This is a genomic window from Agromyces cucurbitae, from assembly GCF_058349945.1.
The window spans coordinates 822,692-842,386 of record NZ_JBYRES010000001.1; the positions used below are offsets into that span (position 1 = coordinate 822,692).

13 protein-coding genes are annotated in these 19,695 nt (G+C 69.4%); 9 read left to right on the forward strand and 4 right to left on the reverse strand.

Going from position 1 to position 19,695, the window contains the following annotated elements; genetic code table 11:
* Position 1: 1 nt before the first annotated feature.
* The 4 genes from AC3RJ6_RS03940 to AC3RJ6_RS03955 all read left to right on the forward strand — a co-directional run bounded on the left by AC3RJ6_RS03940 (position 2) and on the right by AC3RJ6_RS03955 (position 4,537).
* Positions 2 to 1,009, forward strand: coding sequence for a nucleoside hydrolase (locus AC3RJ6_RS03940; RefSeq protein ID WP_491425564.1), 1,008 nt, complete (start codon positions 2 to 4; stop codon positions 1,007 to 1,009).
* Positions 1,003 to 1,980: an adenosine deaminase gene (gene add, locus AC3RJ6_RS03945; protein WP_491425565.1), complete on the forward strand. Its 978-nt coding sequence runs from the start codon at positions 1,003 to 1,005 to the stop codon at positions 1,978 to 1,980. Before AC3RJ6_RS03940 ends, add begins: the two co-directional genes overlap by 7 nt.
* Positions 1,981 to 2,040: 60 nt before the next feature.
* Positions 2,041 to 3,627: a carboxylesterase/lipase family protein gene (locus AC3RJ6_RS03950; RefSeq protein ID WP_491425566.1), complete on the forward strand. Its 1,587-nt coding sequence runs from the start codon at positions 2,041 to 2,043 to the stop codon at positions 3,625 to 3,627.
* A 493-nt stretch (positions 3,628 to 4,120) separates the two neighbouring features.
* Entirely contained in the window at positions 4,121 to 4,537 is a 417-nt protein-coding gene (locus tag AC3RJ6_RS03955; protein WP_491425567.1) for a DUF7882 family protein, read from the forward strand.
* A gap of 55 nt (positions 4,538 to 4,592) precedes the next feature.
* Here AC3RJ6_RS03955 and AC3RJ6_RS03960 read toward each other — a convergent pair whose 3' ends face one another.
* Both AC3RJ6_RS03960 and AC3RJ6_RS03965 read right to left on the reverse strand, forming a co-directional pair.
* Entirely contained in the window at positions 4,593 to 5,177 is a 585-nt protein-coding gene (locus tag AC3RJ6_RS03960; RefSeq protein WP_491425568.1) for a dihydrofolate reductase family protein, read from the reverse strand.
* A gap of 194 nt (positions 5,178 to 5,371) precedes the next feature.
* Complete coding sequence (locus AC3RJ6_RS03965) at positions 5,372 to 5,965, reverse strand: dihydrofolate reductase family protein (RefSeq protein WP_491425569.1); 594 nt, start codon at positions 5,963 to 5,965, stop codon at positions 5,372 to 5,374.
* 198 nt (positions 5,966 to 6,163) lie between these two features.
* Here AC3RJ6_RS03965 and AC3RJ6_RS03970 point away from each other — a divergent pair, with 198 nt between their 5' ends.
* A complete protein-coding gene (locus tag AC3RJ6_RS03970) occupies positions 6,164 to 6,397 on the forward strand; it encodes a hypothetical protein (RefSeq protein ID WP_491425570.1) in 234 nt (77 codons plus the stop codon).
* Between the two features lie 45 nt (positions 6,398 to 6,442).
* On the opposite strand, the gene AC3RJ6_RS03975 is transcribed toward AC3RJ6_RS03970, so the two are convergent.
* Positions 6,443 to 9,337 carry an immunoglobulin-like domain-containing protein gene (locus AC3RJ6_RS03975; protein WP_491425571.1) on the reverse strand — a complete coding sequence of 965 codons (2,895 nt, stop codon included), beginning with the start codon at positions 9,335 to 9,337 and terminating at the stop codon, positions 6,443 to 6,445.
* An 88-nt stretch (positions 9,338 to 9,425) separates the two neighbouring features.
* Positions 9,426 to 12,428 (reverse strand): immunoglobulin-like domain-containing protein, encoded by a 3,003-nt coding sequence (locus tag AC3RJ6_RS03980; protein WP_491425572.1) that lies wholly within the window; start codon positions 12,426 to 12,428, stop codon positions 9,426 to 9,428.
* A gap of 233 nt (positions 12,429 to 12,661) precedes the next feature.
* Here AC3RJ6_RS03980 and AC3RJ6_RS03985 point away from each other — a divergent pair, with 233 nt between their 5' ends.
* The 4 genes from AC3RJ6_RS03985 (at position 12,662) to AC3RJ6_RS04000 (ending at position 19,633) form a co-directional block, all read left to right on the forward strand.
* Positions 12,662 to 12,847 carry a hypothetical protein gene (locus AC3RJ6_RS03985; RefSeq protein ID WP_491425573.1) on the forward strand — a complete coding sequence of 62 codons (186 nt, stop codon included), beginning with the start codon at positions 12,662 to 12,664 and terminating at the stop codon, positions 12,845 to 12,847.
* A 117-nt stretch (positions 12,848 to 12,964) separates the two neighbouring features.
* On the forward strand, positions 12,965 to 13,603 hold the full coding sequence (locus tag AC3RJ6_RS03990; RefSeq protein ID WP_491425574.1) for a hypothetical protein: 639 nt from the start codon (positions 12,965 to 12,967) through the stop codon (positions 13,601 to 13,603).
* A 124-nt stretch (positions 13,604 to 13,727) separates the two neighbouring features.
* Positions 13,728 to 16,583, forward strand: coding sequence for a carbohydrate binding domain-containing protein (locus AC3RJ6_RS03995; protein ID WP_491425575.1), 2,856 nt, complete (start codon positions 13,728 to 13,730; stop codon positions 16,581 to 16,583).
* Between the two features lie 119 nt (positions 16,584 to 16,702).
* Positions 16,703 to 19,633, forward strand: coding sequence for a family 43 glycosylhydrolase (locus AC3RJ6_RS04000; protein WP_491425576.1), 2,931 nt, complete (start codon positions 16,703 to 16,705; stop codon positions 19,631 to 19,633).
* Positions 19,634 to 19,695 lie beyond the last annotated feature (62 nt).

Below are 19,695 nucleotides of genomic sequence, written 5' to 3' on the forward strand. Positions count from 1 at the left end.
CATGACCAACACCATCCCGATCGATGACCGGTCGCCGATCTACCTCGACTGCGACACCGGCATCGACGACGCGCTCGCGCTCTCGTACCTCGCGACCTCCCCCGACGTGCGCCTGGTGGGAGTGGGAACCGTGAGCGGCAACACCAGCGCCGAACAAGCCGCGCGCAATTCGCTCGACCTCCTCGCGATGCTGGGGGAGGAGCACGTCCGCGTCGGTCTCGGCGCGCGGGATCACCTGGCGAAGCCGTTCGATGGGGGCGTGCCCGAGATCCACGGTGAGAACGGCGTCGGCAACGTCGAGCTTCCACGATCCGCGGTCGAGGAGCCGTCGGAATCCGCCGTGGATCTGCTCCTCGACCTCTCGCGGCAGTACGACGGTCGGTTGCACATCGTCACGGTCGGCCCGCTGACGAACATCGCCCTCGCATTGCGCCGGGACCCCACCCTCCCATCGCGGGTGCGTGCGCTGACGGCGATGGGTGGCGCCGCCCTCGTACCGGGGAATGTGACTGCGGTCGCGGAGGCGAACGTCTGGAACGATCCGGAGGCGGCCGCAGAGGTCTTCGCGGCAGACTGGGACGTCACGATCGTTCCTCTGGACGTCACACTGGAGAACACACTCGACGAGGATGACCGCGCCCGGTTGTTGGCCGCCGCCTCGCCCATCGCCCGAGCGCTCGGTCAGATGCTCGACCACTACTTCGACTTCTACCTGCCGCTGTACGGAGTGCGAAGCTGTGCGCTTCACGACCCGCTGGCCGCCGCCATCGCCGCGGGTGGGATCACCCCGACGCTGGCACCGCGGGTGCCCGTCATCGTCGACACGACCAGCGGTCCCGGCCGGGGGCAGCTCATCGTCGACCTGCGCAACCAGAGGCTGCGGAGCGTGGATCACTCAGGAGCCCGCACTCGCGTCGTGCTCGACACCGATCGGCCCCTCGGCCCGCACCTGATCGACATGCTGACGACCGCATCGGCGGCGTCTCCGAAGGAGGCAGCAGCATGCTGATCAACCTGCACACCCACCTCGAAGGCCGCGTGCGTCCGCAGACCGCGGTGGAGCTGTCCCGCGAGCTGGGCCTTGCTGGCGCCGACCGCGACTGGGAGGAGGCGCTGCAGCTCGAGGCTCCAGCCGACCTCACGGTGTACCTCGAGAAGGTCTCCTCGACGTATCCCTTCTTCTCGGACTACGAGGCCCTCGTCCGGATCGCCCGAGAAGCAGTGGAGGACGCCGCCGCCGATGGACAGGATTACCTCGAGCTGCGCTTCGGTCCGGCAACCCACGTCAAGCCTCACCTTCCGCTCGACGAGGTGATCGCGGCCGTATGCGAAGGAGTCGACCAGGGCACCGAGATCAGCGGGATGCGTGCCGGTGTGGTCGTGGCCGCGTTGCGACTTCACGAGGCCGAGCTCAATGAGCAGGTGGCCCTGGCGGCTGCCCGATTCGCCGGCCGCGGCGTCGTCGGCTTCGACCTCGCCGGAGACGAGCTGCGCTACCCGAACCTGGAGCCGTACGTCGAGGCATTCGCGATCGCCCGCAGCGCCGGTCTCGGCTTGACCTGTCACGCCGCAGAGGCCGCACCCGCGCAGGCCGCTCTCGACGCGGTGGACCTGTTCGGCGTCAGCCGAATCGGTCATGGCGCGCACATCGTCGAGAACCCGCTCGCGCTCGAGCGGGTCGCGGAGGAGGGGATCTTCGTCGAGGTGTGCCCTTCGTCGAACGTGTACACCGGCGCCATCCCGTCGCTGCATGCTCATCCTGCTCGGCTCTTCAGCGACGCGGGCGTGAGCCTGGTCCTCGGCGACGACAACCCGCGCCAAACCGGCTCGCCGCTGTCGCGTGAGCGAGATCTGCTCAGCGATGCCCTGGGCTTCGACCGAGCACAGCTGCGTCAGCTCGACGCCGACAGCGTCCGTGCCGCCTTCATCGCCGAGTCCGACCGCAAGGAACTCGCGCAGCGGATCGGTCAGCCGGGCTGAGCGCGTCGGGCCGGATGCCGACCCGCATCGTCCAAGACAGAACATGAAAGGAAGATGGCAATGACGCCACCGACGAAACACCGAATGACAGCGATCTTCGCCACTGCTGCCGCCCTCGTGCTTGCGTTGACCGGCTGCACAGTCGGATCCGACGCTCCCATCGAAGACGCAGGCAGCTCGGCCGCTCCAGCTCCGGCGCTCGAGATTCCGCAAGGCGAACTGATCGGGGCTGCCACGCCCACCACGAACGAGTTCCTCGGCATCCCCTATGCGAAGCCGCCGGTCGGCGACCTCCGGTGGCGTGCTCCCGAAGCGCCCGATCCTTGGCAAGGCACACTCGATGCAACCAAGCCCGGGCCCGACTGCCCCCAGGCTACGGGCGGCGACTCCGACGGCTCGCTCAGCGAGAACTGCCTCTACCTCAACGTGTACACGCCTGCCCAGCCGAAATCCGAGAAGCTTCCGGTGATCGTATTCCTCCATGGCGGCGGTCATGTCGGTGGGACCCCGAACATCTACGATGGACGCGATTTCGCCTCGACGGGTGACTCGCTCGTCGTCATCCCGGCCTTCCGCGTGGGGTATTTCGGGTTCTTCGGCACCCCTGGCACGTCTGAGGAAGGTGAGTTCGGCGCCCAAGGCAACTGGGGGATGCTCGACCAGCAACAGGCTCTGCGCTGGGTTCAGGACAACATCGCGGACTTCGGGGGAGACCCGGGCAACGTCACGATCGTCGGTGAGTCAGCCGGTGGTTGGTCAGTCTGCTTTCAGCTCGCTTCTCCCACCGCGAAGGGACTCTTCCAGAAGGCCGTCATCCAATCGAGCGGGTGCAAGGGACCCGAAGGTTCGATGGACACCGCGGCCATCGCGAAGTCCTGGGGATGCGACCCGGCCGACATGCGTTGCCTCCGCAATCTGAGCGCGGCGACGATCGTCGCGTCGTCGTCGGGGTTCCTCTTCGCCCACCCCGTCGCAGGCGGGCTCGACCAGCCGCGAGAGCCACTGGCCGCCGCAGCGGCGGGAGAGCTCGCGGATGTGCCGGTCGTCATCGGTGTCACTCGGGATGAGTGGATCGGGTTCGAAGCTGCGAACTACCCGCTGGACCCGGCGGAGTACGAAGCCCGGGTAGCCGATGAGTTCGGGGCGGACGCGCCCGAGGTCCTCGACCTCTACCCGGCGGATGCGGGCCCCGACCCGGTCTTCGCAGCGGGGTGGCTCCGCGGAGATCTCATGTTCGCATGTCCCTCCGTGTCGACCGCTGATGCGTTCGACCTGGCCGGTCAGGACGTGTTCTTCTACGAGTTCGCGGACCGAACGACACCGGGATGGCGAAACCTCGGCGATCCGTTCCCGCCGTCCTCTCTCGAGCTCGGAGCGACACACACCACAGAGCTTCAATACCTCTTCAACTACGCGGCCGCCCAACGGCCGTTGGACGCCGATCAACGTGCGCTCGCCGAGCTGATGGTCGGAATGTGGTCGGAGTTCGCAACCACCGGCGACCCGTCGGTATCCGACGGTCCCGAATGGACGCGATTCGCCGAGAACCGCGAAGTGCTCGAGATCGTCCCGATCGCAGACGGTGGCCCCAGCATGAGCGCGGAGTTCGAAGACCACCACAACTGCGCCTACTGGAACGCCAAGTAGGAGATGAACGGGCGACGCAAGGTCGTATACGACGAGTTGCAGGAAGCGCAGCGCTGGTCACGATGAACCTGAACTCTTCGAAGGGGTGGCGGTTGCCACCCCTTCGAAGAGCGACATGATGCGCGCACGGTTATTCAACGAATATCGATCCGAGCTCACTCCGATGGCTCCCAGCTGTTCCGAGTAAAGTCGCCTCCGTAGCATCCGTACTCGCAAGGAATCCCGGGCCAGCCCGAGAGGATCCGAGATTTCCGGATCGCGAGCAGAAGGCTCGAGTAAGACCCCGTCGTCTCCGTGGTGTCGCGGGTTCGAGTCCCGCCCTCGCTACCATCGGCCCGGTCTTCTGCGGAAGTGCCGGGCCTTTCGCGTCTCTCGGGCAGGTCGTCGCCACGGGTGGGTGGCGTGTCGGCCGTCCGAGCCACGGCGCGTTCTCATCAAGGTCCATTCGTCCCCCGTTCGGGGCACGCCGATGCGATCGGCGTAGCGTCAGGAAATGGGAACTCTCTATTACGGCGATTCGCAGACCCCGATCGGGATCGAGGATCGCGCGCTGGCCCACCTCAAGGTGGCACTCATCACGAAACTGCGGCGCGGCGAGAGCTTCACCATGTCTTGGAAGCATCCCGATGATCAGCCACGCGGGCGCTCCACCATCTGGATGAACCCCGCCCTGCCCCTGAGATTCGTGTTCGACGTCCCCGATCGCCCGGAGTTGAACCGCGCGTGGATCAACGACCTGATGCGGTCGGCGAACTCCACCGGCGGCGTCGAGCTCGTCGCCGAGAACCTCGACACCTCACCGATCGCGACGGAGCCCGATCAGCCCACGAGCGTCGGCGTCGACGTGCAGCCGCTCGTCGGCAAGACGAATCTCGCGCGTCGGCCGAAACGCGCGAAACAGGGCGCGTGAGCCACGCGGGGTCCGGGTCGAACCGGATTCCCGGTTGAACGCCGGTCGAGCCGGCTTACGCGTGCGAGACATGCAGGGCGGGCCGGTAGACGAGCTCCTGGGTGCGGCCATCGAGCAGCGTGCTCTCGAGCAGCTCGAGGTCGAAGTCGGCCGCGCCCGCGAAGATCGGTTCTGTTCCGGTCCGACCGGTGATCACGGGGAAGAACGTCACCTGGACCCGATCGACGAGACCGGCGGCCATCAACGCCCGGTTCAGTGACAGGCTGCCGTGCGACCGCAGCGGTACGTCGGATTCTTCCTTGAGACGGGCGACGACGTCGACGGCGTCGCCGCTCACGATGGTTGCATCCGGCCAGTCGAGCGGTCCATGCAGGCTGCTCGACACGACGATCGCCGGCAGGTGCACCATGCGGGTCACCCACGGGTCGTGCACCGACTCGTCGGAGGTCGACGCCAGCAGCCCCACGAACGCCCGATACGTGTCGGCCCCGAGAACCATGCGCTGGGGAATGCCATACAGGGCACGGCGACGCTCGAGCAGCTCCGGGCCCTGCTTGCCCCAGTAGCCCGTCCAGTCGCCGGTGGCGGTGCCGAAGCCGTCGATGCTGGAAAAGACGTCCCACGTGTAGGTGACCGTCATGATCCTCTCCTCAGGTGCGTTGTGCGTTCAGCCGATGGCGATACTGCGGTCGCCCCTTTGGCAGCCGCTCACTCACGCAACGAACGCAACCGTCGCGATCGGACAGCTCCGGACGCAATTCTGCGACTCACGCCGGAATCTCGCGGCTGGGGCGAGAGTGGACGGACGCCCCGTCCATCGGCGACGGGCCCGACTCAGCGGCTGACCGTGTAGTGCAGGTGGAGCACGCGGTCGCCCTGCACGATGACGTCGGGATCGTCGAGCAGCACGGTGTCGGTGCCGCTGCCGAAGAATCGCACGCCCTCGCCGAGGACGACCGGGGCGACGTCCATCGCCACCTCGTCGACGAGTCCCGCCGAGAACGCCTGTCCGCCGACATCGCCCGCCGTGACGCAGACGAGCCCGTCACCCGCGAGCTCCTTGGCGGTCGCGATCGCGGCCTCGACGGAGTCGGCCGTGCGGAACGGTGCATCGGGGAACCGCTCGATCCACTCCGACGGCAGCGGGCGATGGGTGACGACGACGAGCTCGTCGCCCGCCGCGGGCACTCCGGCCCAGCCGTCGGTCGTGTCGAACAGGTGGCGGCCGATCACCGTGACCCTGATGGCGTCCCAGAAGGGCTGGACGTACTCCGCGGACGCGCGGCTCACGTGGAACGTCCACTGGTCGTTGGCGTGCACCGGCACGTCGCCGTTCTCGTACCAGTCGAACAGCGGCCCCACCGAGTCGTCGGGAGCGGCGATGTAGCCGTCGACCGACACCACGGCCTGCATGATCACCCTGGCCATCGCCCGCTCCTCTCACGCGCCGGGGCGCACGCCGGAACGCGGTCCGCTCCAAGGTGCGTCGAGGCCGACGCTATCAAGTCGGACGATGCCCCCACAGGGGGTTGCCCGATCGGGGCGGTGCCGTCTCGGGCCGCCCGCCGGGGTGTGTTCGCACCCCGACGGGCGGCCGAGTGCACCGCTCGCGGCTAGGCTGACGTGGTGCAAATCGGCCTGGTCTTCGCCCTCGCGTGGGCGGTGCTCGCCCTTGTCGCCGGTGTCGCGCTCGTCGCCCGTCGCCGGTGGCTCGCCGAGACGATCGCGGCGGAGCGGCAGTCGCGCCCCGGCCGCGCGGCGGCGCGCGCCCCGAGCCGTACCGTCTTCATGGTCATCGGCCTGGTCTTCATCGCGATGGGGCTCTTCATCATCGGCTGGTGGGTCGCGGCCTCCCTGTGATCCGGGACGCGTGGCACACGGCAAGGATGCCGCGGCCCGCGCCCGTCAGCATGAGCGACCCGCGTACGAAGCGGTGGTCGCGATGCCCTCGACCGTCGCCGTGACGGTGCCGGCGGGCACGGCCTGGAGACGGCTCGAGAAGCTCGCCGACTGCGTCGCCCCGGCCGCGAGCTCGAGCACGCGCTCGCCGTAGGCCGACGCGACCGTGACGGTCGTGGACTCGGACGAGCGGTTGGTCGCCGTCGCGACGAGCGCGACCCCGCCGGCGACGCAGCGGGTCGCGGCCGTGACGTCGACGCCGGGCGTGACGGTCACGGTCGCCGTCACGGGCATCCGCGAGTCGTCCTGGGCGATGCCCGAGACGGTGAAGGTGCCGGGCGCCGCATAGTCGGCCGCGTCGACCTCGCCCCACTCGACGTCGACCTGCTTCGTCGCGCCGTCGGCCGTGGTGAGCGAGGCCCCGGGCAGCGCAGGTGCGACGCCGGCGCGCGTGGTGACCTCGATCGGCGCGACGTCGGCGACCGCGACCGCGGGGGCGAAGGCCTCGAGCAGCACCTGGTACTCGGCGCGGGTCACCGGCAGCACGGTGCCGTGGCGGGGCTTGCCGCCGTCGCTGTTCTGCGGCAGGTTCGCGCGCAGCGTCGCGCCGAGCGGCTGCCACGACGACCCGTCGTCGAGGTCGTTCGACCCGAACGGGATGTAGTGGTTCGGCCCGCCGTGGTAGTCGGGCTGGTCGATGAACAGGTACCAGTCGTAGCCGTTCACGTCACCGGGGTTGGCGGGGAAGACGTTCGGCCCCTCGCCGCTCGTGAAGGTGCCGCCGGGCTCGCCGTTGGGCAGGCCGGTCGCGATCTTCTCCTTCACGAGCGTCCACTCGTCGGCGGCGCCCGTCGTGCCGGGCAGCGAGCCGGTGATCCTGTCGAGCAGGTCGGTCGACTTCTCCTCGCGGATCGTCATCGAGGCCTCGTCCTTCGTGAAGCGGTAGTAGGTGTCGTCGACCTTCGCGACCGTCGAGTCGATGAGGCCCTTGCCGGTGCCGCGCTGCACGTCCGACCAGATCTGCGGCTCCGAGAACGTGACGAAGTCGTCGGTCGTCGCGTACATCATGCGGTTGTAGGTGACCGCGGTGCGCGACGAGGCGTCGGTCGTCGGGTACAGGTTCGACGCCCAGAACACGACGTAGCGACCGAGCTCGTCGTCCCAGTAGGCCTCGGGCGCCCACGTGTTGCCGGCGTACGGCGTCGAGACCTGCACGTGGCGCTGCTCCGACCAGTTCACGAGGTCGGTCGACTCCCACACCTCGATGCCGAGCGACCCCGACAGCTGCGCCGTCGTGAACCCGCCCGCGAGGCCGGCGACCTTGAGGTCGGTGGCGAGCATGTAGAACTTGTCGCCCTCGTGCGAGCGGATGATGAACGGGTCGCGCAGGCCCGTCGTGCCCTGCGTCGACGTGAAGATCGGTTCGCCGCCGTTGAGCGTGTTCCAGCGCAGCGCGTCGTCGCCCTTGGAGGCGGCGAGGCTGACGCGCTCGGCGCCCGCACCCTCGCCCGTGAAGAACGCCCAGACGTACGCCTCGGGGTCGGCCTGCTCGGCCGGCGCGGCCGGCACCGTCAGGTCGAAGGCGCGCGCCGCGGTGGCGCTGCCGCTCGTCGCGGTCGCGGTGAGCACGAGGGCGGCGGATGCCTCGGGGCGGGTGATCCGCACGGTCGCGGTGCCCGTCTTCACGCCGTCGACGAGCTCGGCGACGCCCGCGCCGTTCGTCACCGCCCACGCGATCGCCGAGCCGTTCGCGCCGACGGTCGGCACCGAGAAGCTCGTGCGCACGTCGGCCGGGTCGATCGGGAGGGCGATGGCCGCGGCATCCGCATCGGCCTTCGCCTGGTCGCCGAGCTGTGCCGGAACCGTGACCGGGTAGCTGCGGGTCGTGGTCTGGCCGCCCGCGGTGAAGGTCGCGGTGAGCACGACCTCGGCGTCGGGGGAGCCGGCGGCCGGCCGGGTCACGGTCGCGGTGCCTCCCGACACGGCGATCGCCGGGCCGTCGCTCGCCCAGCCGATCGCGGCGCCGTGGTTCGACGTCGGCAGTGCGAAGTCGGCCGTCGCGCTCGCGGGCACGGTGACCGCGGCGGTCGCGCCGGCGATCGCCTGCTCGGCGAAGAGCTGCTGCACGGTGGCGGCGTCGAGCGCCGAGGCGTAGACCGCGTAGTCGTCGATCGATCCGCTCCAGCCGGGGTCGTTGTAGGTCGAGCGGCCGAGGTACGCGACGAGGTTCGCGCCGAACGACGACACGTTGCGGGCGATCGCGACCTGGCTGATCGGGCTGCCGTTCAGGTAGGTCGTGAGCGTTCCGGCGACGCCGTCGATGACGGTCGTGTAGAGCGACATGCCCGACGGGGTCTTCGCGCCCGACGTCGGTGCGCTCGACGAGCCCGCGCCCACCTCGGTCGTCCAGGGGGAGCTCGCGCTCACCGTGTTCGTCACGACGGACTTCACGTAGCCGCTCGGGTTGGCCGGGTTGAGCAGCCAGTAGCCGCTCGAGTACGAGGCGCCCGCGGCGACGGGCGCGCCGATGAAGGCGGCCGCGACGTTCGCGGGCCCCGTGCGGTTCTCGATCCAGGTCGAGACGGTCAGCTGCGTCGTGCCGGCGAGCCCGGCGGTCGGCACCTCGAGGTAGCCGGCGGTCGCACGGGCGCCGCCCGGCAGCGAGAGGATGCCGCCCGAGACGGTCGCCCCCGTCTGCCTGAGCGTGCCGTCGTAGCCGTTGCCCGAGTCGTCGGCGACGACGCCCGACGCGGCGGCGTCGAAGCCGTAGTGGATCAGCGGTGCGGGCGCCGTCGCGGCGCCGGCGGCCTGCGGGGCGATGGCCCCCGCTGCGGCGATCACGGCGGTCGTCGCGAGCGCCGCGGCGCCCGTTCGTACCCGTCGCATGAGCGTGTCGCGCATGTCACTCCTTCGTGTGCGGTGGTCCAGGTGGTCGAGCGAGGGGCGGCACGGATGCCTCGGCGCTGCGCCGAGGCATCCGTACCGGGGGTCAGCCGCAGTTCGCGGCGGGGGTGGCGAGCGCGCCCTCGTACTCGGCGCCGGCCGAGCCGGTGCCCGTGACGGTGACGGTGCCCGCCGCGATCGCGGCGGCGCGGGTCGCGGTGACGGCCGAGCCGGTCGCGCCGGCGGCGAGCGACAGCGTGCGAGTGCCGTAGGGGCCGGCGATCACGACGTCGGCGCGCTGGGCGTCGCCGTTGTGCACGGTGACGACGAGCTGCACCTTGCCGGCGACGCAGCGGGTCGTCGCGGTCGCGGTGAGCTCGAGGTCGCCCGTCACGGCCGCGGCCTCCGAGGTCGACGCCGCGACGAGGCCGTCGGTGTAGCCGTCGTAGCTCGCGGTCACGCTCGTGACGCCCGCGGGCACGGTCGCGCTCGCGACGCCGTCGGCGAGAGCGACGGTCTTGCTCCACGAGCCGCCCGAGAAGGTGACCGTGCCCGCGACGTCGCCGTCGTCGGCCGCGTCGACGCGGGCGGTGACCTCGCGACCGTCGACCGCGAGCGTCGTGGTCGAGTCGACCGCGGTGATCCCGGTCCAGTCGTGCATGGCGGTGAGCACGGTCTGCGGCACGCTCACGAACGCGCCGTGGCGCGGGCTCGCGGGCAGGCCGCCGGCGGGTCGAACGTTCCAGTCGGCGCGCTGCGAGAGCCGGTCGGCCTGGGTGCTCGAGGCGATCGCGCTCGCGCTCGTCACGAAGGCGCGGTAGCCGCCGGCGCCGTAGTTGTCGACGAGGAAGACGTAGCCGTCACCCGTCGTGTTGTTCGGGTCGCCCTCGTTGAGCTCGATGATCTCGGGGCCCTCGCCCGACTGGCCGGTCTCGAGGCTCGTCATGCGGGTGTCGGTGAGCTGCCAGGTGGCGGCGGGGTCGGCGTTCCAGTTCGACGAGGTCGTGGGGGCCGTGAGCACCTTCGACCGCTCGAGGAAGATGTCCTTGCCGGCCTCGAGGGGGCCGGCCGCGCCGCTCTCCTCGTTCTTCGTGAACCGGTAGTAGTAGTCGCCGATCTTCGTGACGGTCGAGTCGATGCGCGCGTAGCCGGTGTCCTGCCAGCTCGCCGGCGGGGCCGTGAAGGTCGTGAAGTCGCGGGTCAGCACCTGGAACATGCGCGCGTAGAGCTTGTCGCTGTTCGTGTGCGACGCGTCGGAGTAGAGGCGCGAGGCGAAGAACACGACGTACGACTGCAGCTCGTCGTCCCAGTACGCCTCGGGCGCCCAGGTCATGCCGGCGGCCGGCTGGTTGACGGTGATGCCCGAGTCGCCGTCGTTGGTGCGGGTCCAGTGCACGAGGTCGGTCGACTCCCACACCTCGATCTTGAGGCTGCCCGCCGACTGCGCGGGGCCCCAGCCGGTGCCGCAGCCGATGCAGAGGTCGGTCGCGAGCAGGTAGTACTTGTCGCCGTCGTGCGAGCGCAGGATGAACGGGTCGCGCAGGCCCTTGGTGTCGGTCGTCGAGGTGATCACGGCGGCCCCGCCGTTGACGGGCGAGAAGGTGAAGAAGTCGTTGCCCGAGGTCGCGGCCTGGTAGATCTTCTCATCGCTGTCGCTCTTGAAGTAGGCGGCGGCGTACCCGGCGTCGGGCGCCCGGCGCCCCTGCTCGGCGACGGTGACGGTGAACGACCGCTCGACCTCGAGCTCGCCGAGCACGGCGTGCGCGGTGAGGGTGACCTCCTCGTCGCCGGCGCCGTAGGCGGGCCGGTCGACGATACCGCCGCCCGCGAACGGATCGGCCGAGCCGACGGCGGGGGCGGTGTAGTCGGGGTCGGTGGGCGTCACGAGCGCGGGGTCCGAGCTCGTCCACGTGATGCGGGATCCGTCGACCGTGCCCGTCGTGACGAGCGGCAGGTTCTCGGTCGTGCGGTCGTCGAGGGTGATCGCGTCGAGGTCGGCCGACGGGTTCGCGGCGAGCACGGTGAACGCGAACGTGATCACGGCGCCGCTCGGCGTCGTCGCGGTGACGGTCACGGGGGTGTCGGCGGTGACGGCGCGCGAGACGACGCCCGTGTTCGAGATGACCGCGGGGTCGCTCGAGGCCCACGTGAGCGCGACGCCGTTCGACGTCGCCGGGAAGTTCAGGTTCTTCGAGACCTGGTCGGCCGAGGGGTTCGCGCCGAGCACGGTCGGCAGCAGGTCGGCGCGCAGCAGTGCCTCGGTCGACGCGGCCTTCGCGGCGGACGTCGGCATCGACTCGGCGAGCTGCGGCTGGGTGAGCGCGACGTCCCACAACTTGACGTCGGTGACGTCGGCCTGCAGCAGCGGGTCGGGCGAGTACAGCGACCGACCGAGGTAACCGAGGGTCGTGCCGCTCGGGATGATCGAGGAGAGCGAGTACGTGTGCGTCGTCGTCGCGATCTGCGCGCCGTCGCGGTAGAGCGTCAGCGTGTTGCCGCTGCCCACCATCGTGAGCGTCGTGAAGCCGGGGTTCAGCCCGCCGCCGTTGGGCAGGCGCACCTCGCCGTTGCTCGTGCCGGTCTTCACGCGGATGCCCGCGAGCATCGCGTTCGCATACGCCGACTCGCCCGAGCGCGGGTTCACGAAGACGTAGTTGCCGAGGGCGGTGGTGTTCCAGGCGCCGATGCCGTCGCCGATGACCCAGCCGAACTGGTTGGCGGCGGTCTGGGTCTGCACGGTGTACTCGACGGTGAAGTCGTTGTCGGCGCCCGTGACGAGCCCCTTCGGCAGGGCGGCGTAGCCGTCCTTCTTGAAGCGCAGCACGGCGTCGCCGTCGGCGTCGGCGAACGACGCGTCGGTCAGGCCCGTGAGGGTGGCGTTGCGGCCGTTGCCCGAGATGTCGAGCAGCTGGTCGCCCGCGTGGGTCATGTCGTAGTGGGCGGTGACCGCAGGCAGGTCGGCGGCGGCTCCACCGCTTGCGGATGCCTCGTCGGAGGCCGTCGCGGTGAGGGGGGTCGCGAGGCACAGACCGGCGGTGAGTGCGCCGGCGAGGCCGGCTGAGAGCAGTCGTCGCGAGCGGTTCGCGGGGGTGTCGGCGGGGGATCGCATGAGGGCTCCTTGCAGTCGCCGTTGACGGGTGGGGGAGCGAGCCACTGGGGCGCGTGCGCTGAATGTTACCGGACACATCGTTGAGAATCCAAGGATCGACCATTCGTGGTCAAGCGAGCGAAATTCGCTGGCGGTGATTCTCGGGCTTGTGCTACGTTCTGCTGTTACCGGGAACAAGCGCCGACCAACCACCCGGACCGACCGCCACGAAGTCGTAGGCACAGGAGCTCTCAATGTCGAAGCACCCCGCCGTCTCCCGCGCGCTCCGCGCACCCTCGCCCGGGTCCCGCACCGCGCTCACGGCGCGCTCCGCCTCGATCGATGCGCTGTCGCTGACGGTCACCGCGGTCGGCGCTGACGACGGCGCACGGGCCACGACCGAGGTCGAGTCCGACCATCCCGCGCTCAGCCGCGGCTGACCGAGACCCGGCGGCCGTCACCGTGCCCGGTGGCGGTCGCCGACCCACCTGAGAACGTGCCAGCTGCTTGCTGGACGACGGATCGGTTCGGTGGATGCCGACCGAGGAACTGGAGAGATGATGATGAGCAAAGGTGCTGCATTGCGTGCGGCCACTGGTGTACTCGGCGGGCTGATGCTCGTCGGCGTCGGGAGTGCGGCGTTCGCCGAGTACCCCGATCCCTCGAGCGGCTCCGACGTCGACGTGAACGTCGACATCGCCGCCGTCGAGAACGGCGCGTTGAGCCTGACCGTCGACAGCGGCGCGACGTCGCTGACGGAGACCGGATCGACCGCGGAGTTCCGGCAGTTCACCGGCACCCTGCCGAACGTCACGGTGACCGACACGCGCACGAACGTGCCCGAGGGCGTGTTCTGGTACGTGACCGGTCAGGCGTCGAGCTTCGTCGGTGCAGCCGGTCAGCCCGACATCACGCCCGACCACCTGGGATGGTCGCCCGCGCTCGTGAACCCCGCGAACGGCGACGACGTCGTCGAGGGCGACGTCGTCGACACGTCGCTCGACCCGACCGGGCCGAACAACGTGGGTCTCGTCGGCGAGGAACTGCTCGCGCTGAACCTGACGGACTCGCAGAGCGCAGCCACGACCGGCCAGTGGACGGCGAACGCGGGCCTCATGCTGAAGACGCCGGTCGACGTCGCGCCCGGCGCGTACACCTCGACGCTGACGCTCTCGCTCTTCGAAGACGCGCTCTGAGCGCTTCGCCTCGGCGGTTCGACCTGTCGCGTGCCGCACGAAATGACCGAAGGAGATCATGATGGCAGCAACACCTGACGTGCGCAGGCGCGCACGATATCGCACCAGAACGTTGGCGGCGACCGTGAGCGGTGCGCTCGCGCTGTCGGCGCTCATCGCCCTCCCGGGCCTCCCGGCGGCGGCCGCAGGGGCCAACCTCGTGGTGAATCCCGGCTTCGAAGCCGGCGCCACGGGGTGGTCCGCGAGCGGAGGAACGCTCAGCCTGAGCGGAGACGCCGCTTCGGGAGCATCGAGCGGCTCGCTGTCGAGCCGCGCGAACTTCTGGGACGGGGTTCGCGGCAGCCTGCTCGAGCCCCTCGCCCACGACGGACAGTACCGCGTCACGGCGAAGATCAAGCACACCGCCGGGAACGCCACCGAACCGTTCGGGTTCGCGTTCTGCCCGCCCTCGGGCGGCTGCGTCGCCGCCGCCGGCGCGATCAAGAACCTGGCGAAGGACGGCTGGCAGACGTACACCCTGGACTTCGTGCCGAAGGAATCGTCGTACTACACGGCGGCGAGCGCTTCGCTCGTGTTCGACCATTTCCAGTTCGAGACCCCCTGGTCGTCGACGGTGCCGTTCCAGATCGACGACGTCACCGTGGAGCGGCTCGACTCGCCGACGGGGATCCTGCCCGACGGCGCGTTCGAGGACGGGAACTTCGACGGCTGGTACGTCGTCGACGACGGCCGCACCGGCCAGCTCGCGCTGAGCACGCCGGGTGCCGACTCCGAGCACGCGTTGAAGATCACCGGGCGGGAGCAGACCAACACCGGCCCGGCGACCGACGTCGCCGGCAAGCTCGAGCCGGGCGCCACCTATCAGCTGGCCGCCAAGCTGAAGTACACGGGCGGCGACGCCACCCAGCAGTTCGCGTTCACCCTGTGCGACGACGCGTTCTCCTACGGCGTGTGCCAGAACGCCGTCGTGAAGACGGCGAGCCAGGGTGAGTGGACCGACTTCTCGGGCGAGTTCGTCGCGAACACGCAGTCGGCCGCGCAGTGGACGAACGCGTTCTTCGAGACCGCGTGGAAGGCCGACCCCGTGGCATCCGATCTCGTCGACTTCGAGATCGACGACGTCTCGCTGATCAAGACGAAGGATGCCCCGGACGACGCCGTACAGTCGGATGTCGAGAACATCCAGACCAAGCCGGTGGGCGACCACAACCCGCTCATGGGGCACAAGTTCGGCGCCGACCCGCACCACGTGATCTTCAACGATCGCCTGTACATCTACTCCACGAGCGACGACCAGCAGTACCGCACGGCGGAGAAGAAGGAGAACGGGCTGCCGGTGCGCGACGGCGGGTACGACCGCATCACGCACCTGAACGTCATCTCCACCGACGACATGGTCAACTGGGTCGACCACGGCGAGGTGCCCGTCGCGGGTCTCGACGGCGTCGCGAAGTGGGCCGGCAACTCGTGGGCGCCTGCGGCGGTCTCGGCCGACTTCGACGGCGACGGCGAAGAAGAGGTCTACCTCTACTTCTGCAACGGCGGTGCGGGAACGGGCGTCATCGTCGGCGACTCGCCGGTGAGCGGCTGGGAGGACCCGAACGGCAAGATGCTGATCTCGCAGGGCAACCCCATCCAGTTCCCGTCGGGCATGTGGCTGTTCGACCCCGAGATCTTCGTCGACGACGACGACCAGCCGTACCTCTACTTCGGCGGCAACTGGGACTTCGCGCAGGACCCGTACCACCCGAAGTCCACGCGCGTCGTCAAGCTCGACAAGAACGACCCGACGAAGCTCGCCGACCCGACCGGCGCCGGCATCACGACCATCGACGCACCCGGCATCTTCGAGGCATCCTCGATGTTCAAGCGCGACGGCAAGTACTACTACTCGTACTCGTCGAACTTCGCCCTGAACAACACCCAGTACGCCGCGAAGAAGATCGAGGGCCAGGCCTACCCGGGCAACGGTGAGATCGCGTACATGATGACCGACGACCCGATGGACCTCACCCGTTCGAAGTTCGCCGGCACGGCCTTCGCCTCGCATGGCAAGTGGTTCCCGGGTTCGGGCGGCAACAACCACTCCGACATGTTCGAGTACCAGGGCAAGACGTACTTCACGTACCACACCCAGGTCGCGGGCCTCGAGTGGGGCCGCGCGCTCAACGACGGACGAGTGGTGAACTACCGCAGCGTGCACCTCGACGAACTGCGGTTCAACGAGGACGGAACGATCAAGGAGGTCGAGGGCACCAACGCCGGCGTCGACCAGATCAAGGAGTTCGACCCGTACCGCACGTTCGAGGCCGAGACCCTGGCCTGGCAGCTCGGGGTGCGCACCGAGGCGGTCGACACCGCCGCGGTGGAGTTCCCGAAGCACAACGGCGACGGCAACACCGTGCTGACGAACATCGACGACGGCGACTTCACCGGCATCTCGCAGGTCGACTTCGCCGCGGGGGCCGCGACGGTGACCGCCCGGGTCAAGCCGCTCGTCGAGGGCGGCTCGATCGAGGTGCGGCTCGACTCGGAGACCGGCCCGGTCGTCGCCACCGTCGACGTCGACACCCCCGCCGGTGAATGGGGCGAGGTCAGCGCCGAGGTCGCCGGGGCGACCGGCGTGCACGACCTGTTCTTCGTCTTCCACGGACCCGAGGGCCAGCGACTCGTGCAGGTCGACAACTGGTCGTTCGAGCAGGGCGCCGACGCGCCCGTGGTCGAGGTCGCTGCGACCACCCGCTGCGTGGCAGGCAAGGAGGTGCTCGTGACCACCGTCACGAACGTCTCCGACGCACCGGCCGTCGTGAAGGTCGAGACCGCGTTCGGGTCGAAGGCGAACGTGTCGATCGCGGCCGGCAAGTCCGCCTCGCAGTCGTTCACGACGCGCCAGGTCGGCATCGCCGCGGGCGAGGTGACCGCGACACCCGCCGAGGGTGCCGCCGCGACCGCCCAGTACGCGGCGGCCAGCTGCGGCTGACCCGCACTGCGGGGCGGCGGACGAACTCCGCCGCCCCGCACCCCGGTCGGCCCGCCGGGCCGGCGGCGCCGCATCTCGGCGACCCACGTTCCATCACGAGTTCCACGGAGGACAGCAACATGAGCAGATCCGGCAGTTTCCGCCGTCGTGCGGCGACGCTCCTGACCGTCGGCGCACTACTCGGAACCGGGCTCGTCGCCGGTGCCACCGCGGCGAGCGGGGCCGAGCCGGCGATCCCGAAGAGTTCGTACACGTCGACCGACGCGGGCGACGGAACCTACACCGTTCCGCTCCTGAACTCCGACGTCCCCGACGTCAGCGTCACCATGGTTCCGGCCTCGGAGAACGACGAGGGCCGCGACCTCTACTACATGATCTCGACGACCATGCACCTGAGCCCCGGTGCACCCGTTATGAAGTCGTACGACCTCGTCAACTGGGAGATCGTCAACTACGTCTACGACCGGATCGGCATCGGCGACGCGTCCTCGCTCCGCAACGGCAAGGAGTCGTACGGCCAGGGCCAGTGGGCATCGTCGATCCGGTACCACGAGGGTCGCTTCTACGTGCTGTTCAACACGAACAACCTCGGCGGCTCGTACCTCTACACGACCGACGACATCGACGACGGGGTGTGGACCCGGACCGGGTACGGCCGTGCCTTCCACGACCCGTCGCTCTTCTTCGACACCGACGGCACCGCGTACATCTTCTACGGATCGGGCGCGACGAGCGCGGTCGAGCTGAGCGCCGACCTGACGACCGTCGTGGCCGAGTACCCGAACATCTTCACCGCCGCGAACTACGCCGGGCAGCCGTTCATCGGCGGGCTGTTCGAGGGCGCGCAGGTCTACAAGATCGGCGACTACTACTACGTGTTCATCATCACGTGGCCGTCGGGCAAGAACCGGCAGGAAGTGGTCTTCCGATCGCCGCACCTGCTCGGCAAGTACGAGTCGGTCGACGGCTCGAACACCTACGAGGCGCGCAGCGCGCTCGACTCCAACGGTTTCGCCCAGGGCGGGCTCGTCGAGATCACGCACGAGGAGGCCGATTCCGACTGGTACGGGTTCTTCTTCCGCGACACCTACCCCGTCGGCCGCATCCCCGCCCTCATCCCTGCGGAGTGGAACGACGGCTGGCCGACGTTCGGCGACGACGGCGTCGTGCCGTACGGCGGCACGTTCGAGAAACCGATCCGCCTGACGCCGGAGCAGGAGAACCTCGAGCGGCAGAAGTCGATCGTCGCCTCCGACGACTTCGACAACGATGCACCGCATCGCGCCTACAGCGATACCGAGTGGGAGATCCCGGACGCACCGGGCCTCGACGAGTCGAAGCTCGGCGTCGAACTCTTCGCCAACGCCGGATTCGAGAACGGAACGACGTCGTGGACCGTCAACGACACGGCGACGCTGACCGCGACGACCGATGCCCGTACCGGGGCGGGTGCGGTCCGGGTGACCGGCCGCGCCACGACGGGGTCGGGGCCGTCGCAGGATGTCACCACGAAGGTGCAGCACGGCGCGACGTACGACATCTCGGCCTGGGTCAAGTACGAGAATGCGAGCAGCCCGGCGAACAAGCAGTTCTTCATCACCGCGCGGTACGGCAACGGCCAGTTCACGAATCTCGGCACCGCCACGGTGCCCCGGGGCTCGTGGGGCAAGCTCACCGGGAGCTTCACGATCCCCGATTCGCAGCCGATCGACTCCGTGCGGATCTTCGTCGAGACGCCGTGGACCTCGAACCCGTCCGCCGATCCGAACACCCACCTGATGGATTTCACCGTCGACGACGTCTCGCTCGTCGGGCATGCCGCCCCGGGCGGCGGCACGTCGACGCTCGAACAGCCGACGGCCGAGGAGGTCGCGTTCAACGGTTCGAACCTCGATCTGGCGTGGGAGTGGAATCACAACCCCGACAACCGGTACTGGTCGCTCACCGACCGCCCCGGCTGGATGCGGCTGACCGCCGGCAAGGTCGTCACGGGCGCCTACACGTACGCCAAGCTCTCGACGCATGACGAGCTGACCTGGCTCGAGGAGGCGCGCAACACCCTGTCGCAGCGATCGTTCGGGCCGAAGCAGTCGGCCGAGACGATGCTCGACGTGTCCGCGATGAAGGACGGCGACGTCGCGGGTATCGCCGTCTACGGCCGCAGCTTCACCTACGCGGCCGTCAAGAAGGTCGACGGGCAGTACACGCTCGGCGTCGTCTACCGCGGACAGCCCTTCACGGCAGCCGTCGACCAGGCGGCGGTCGAGTCGTTCGTGCCCGGTTCCACCATCGCGATGGACGACCACCGCGAGGTGCACCTGAAGGCCGACCTCGACTTCGCATCGAACAACGGCCAGCTCTGGCTGCGCTACTACTACAGCTTCGACGGCGCGAACTGGTCGCAGCTGGGTGAGCGCACCGGCCCCATGACGATGGACTGGAGCCTGTCGCACTTCATGGGCTACCGCGTGGGCCTGTTCGACTACGCGACCGAGTCGGCCGGCGGATCGGTCGATTTCGACCGGTACTACCTCAGCGATGTGCTCACCGCCGACGCCGAGCCGCTCACGACGGCGACGCTCGACGCCGCGCTCGAGCAGGCGGCGACCCTCGAGGAGTCCGACTATCCGGCGGCAGCGTGGGCGTCGTTCATCGATGCCCGCGACAAGGCGCTCGAGGCGAAGGACGCCGGGTTCTCGACGCAGAACCAGATCGACGCGCCGACCCGCGCCCTCGAGCGGCAGCTCGCCGAACTGGCGGTGATCGCGGCCGGCGAGGCGGAGCCCGCCCTCACGGTCGCGACGACGACGCGGTGCGTCGCGGGCAAGGTGGTGCTCGTGACGACGCTCGCGAACGCGTCGGATGAGCCGGTGGTCGCGACCGTCGAGACGCCGTTCGGCACGAAGGCGAACGTGTCCCTGCCAGCCGGCGAGTCCGCGTCGCAGTCGTTCACGACGCGTCGCGCGAGCATCCCCGCGGGGGAGGTGACGGCGACGCCGGACTCCGGTGACGCGGTCACCGTGCAGTACGCAGCGGCGGGCTGCGGGTAGGGCGCGGGTGCGGGCGGGGACCCACCCCGCCCGCACCCGCCTTCGCACCGGCCGCCCGCCGG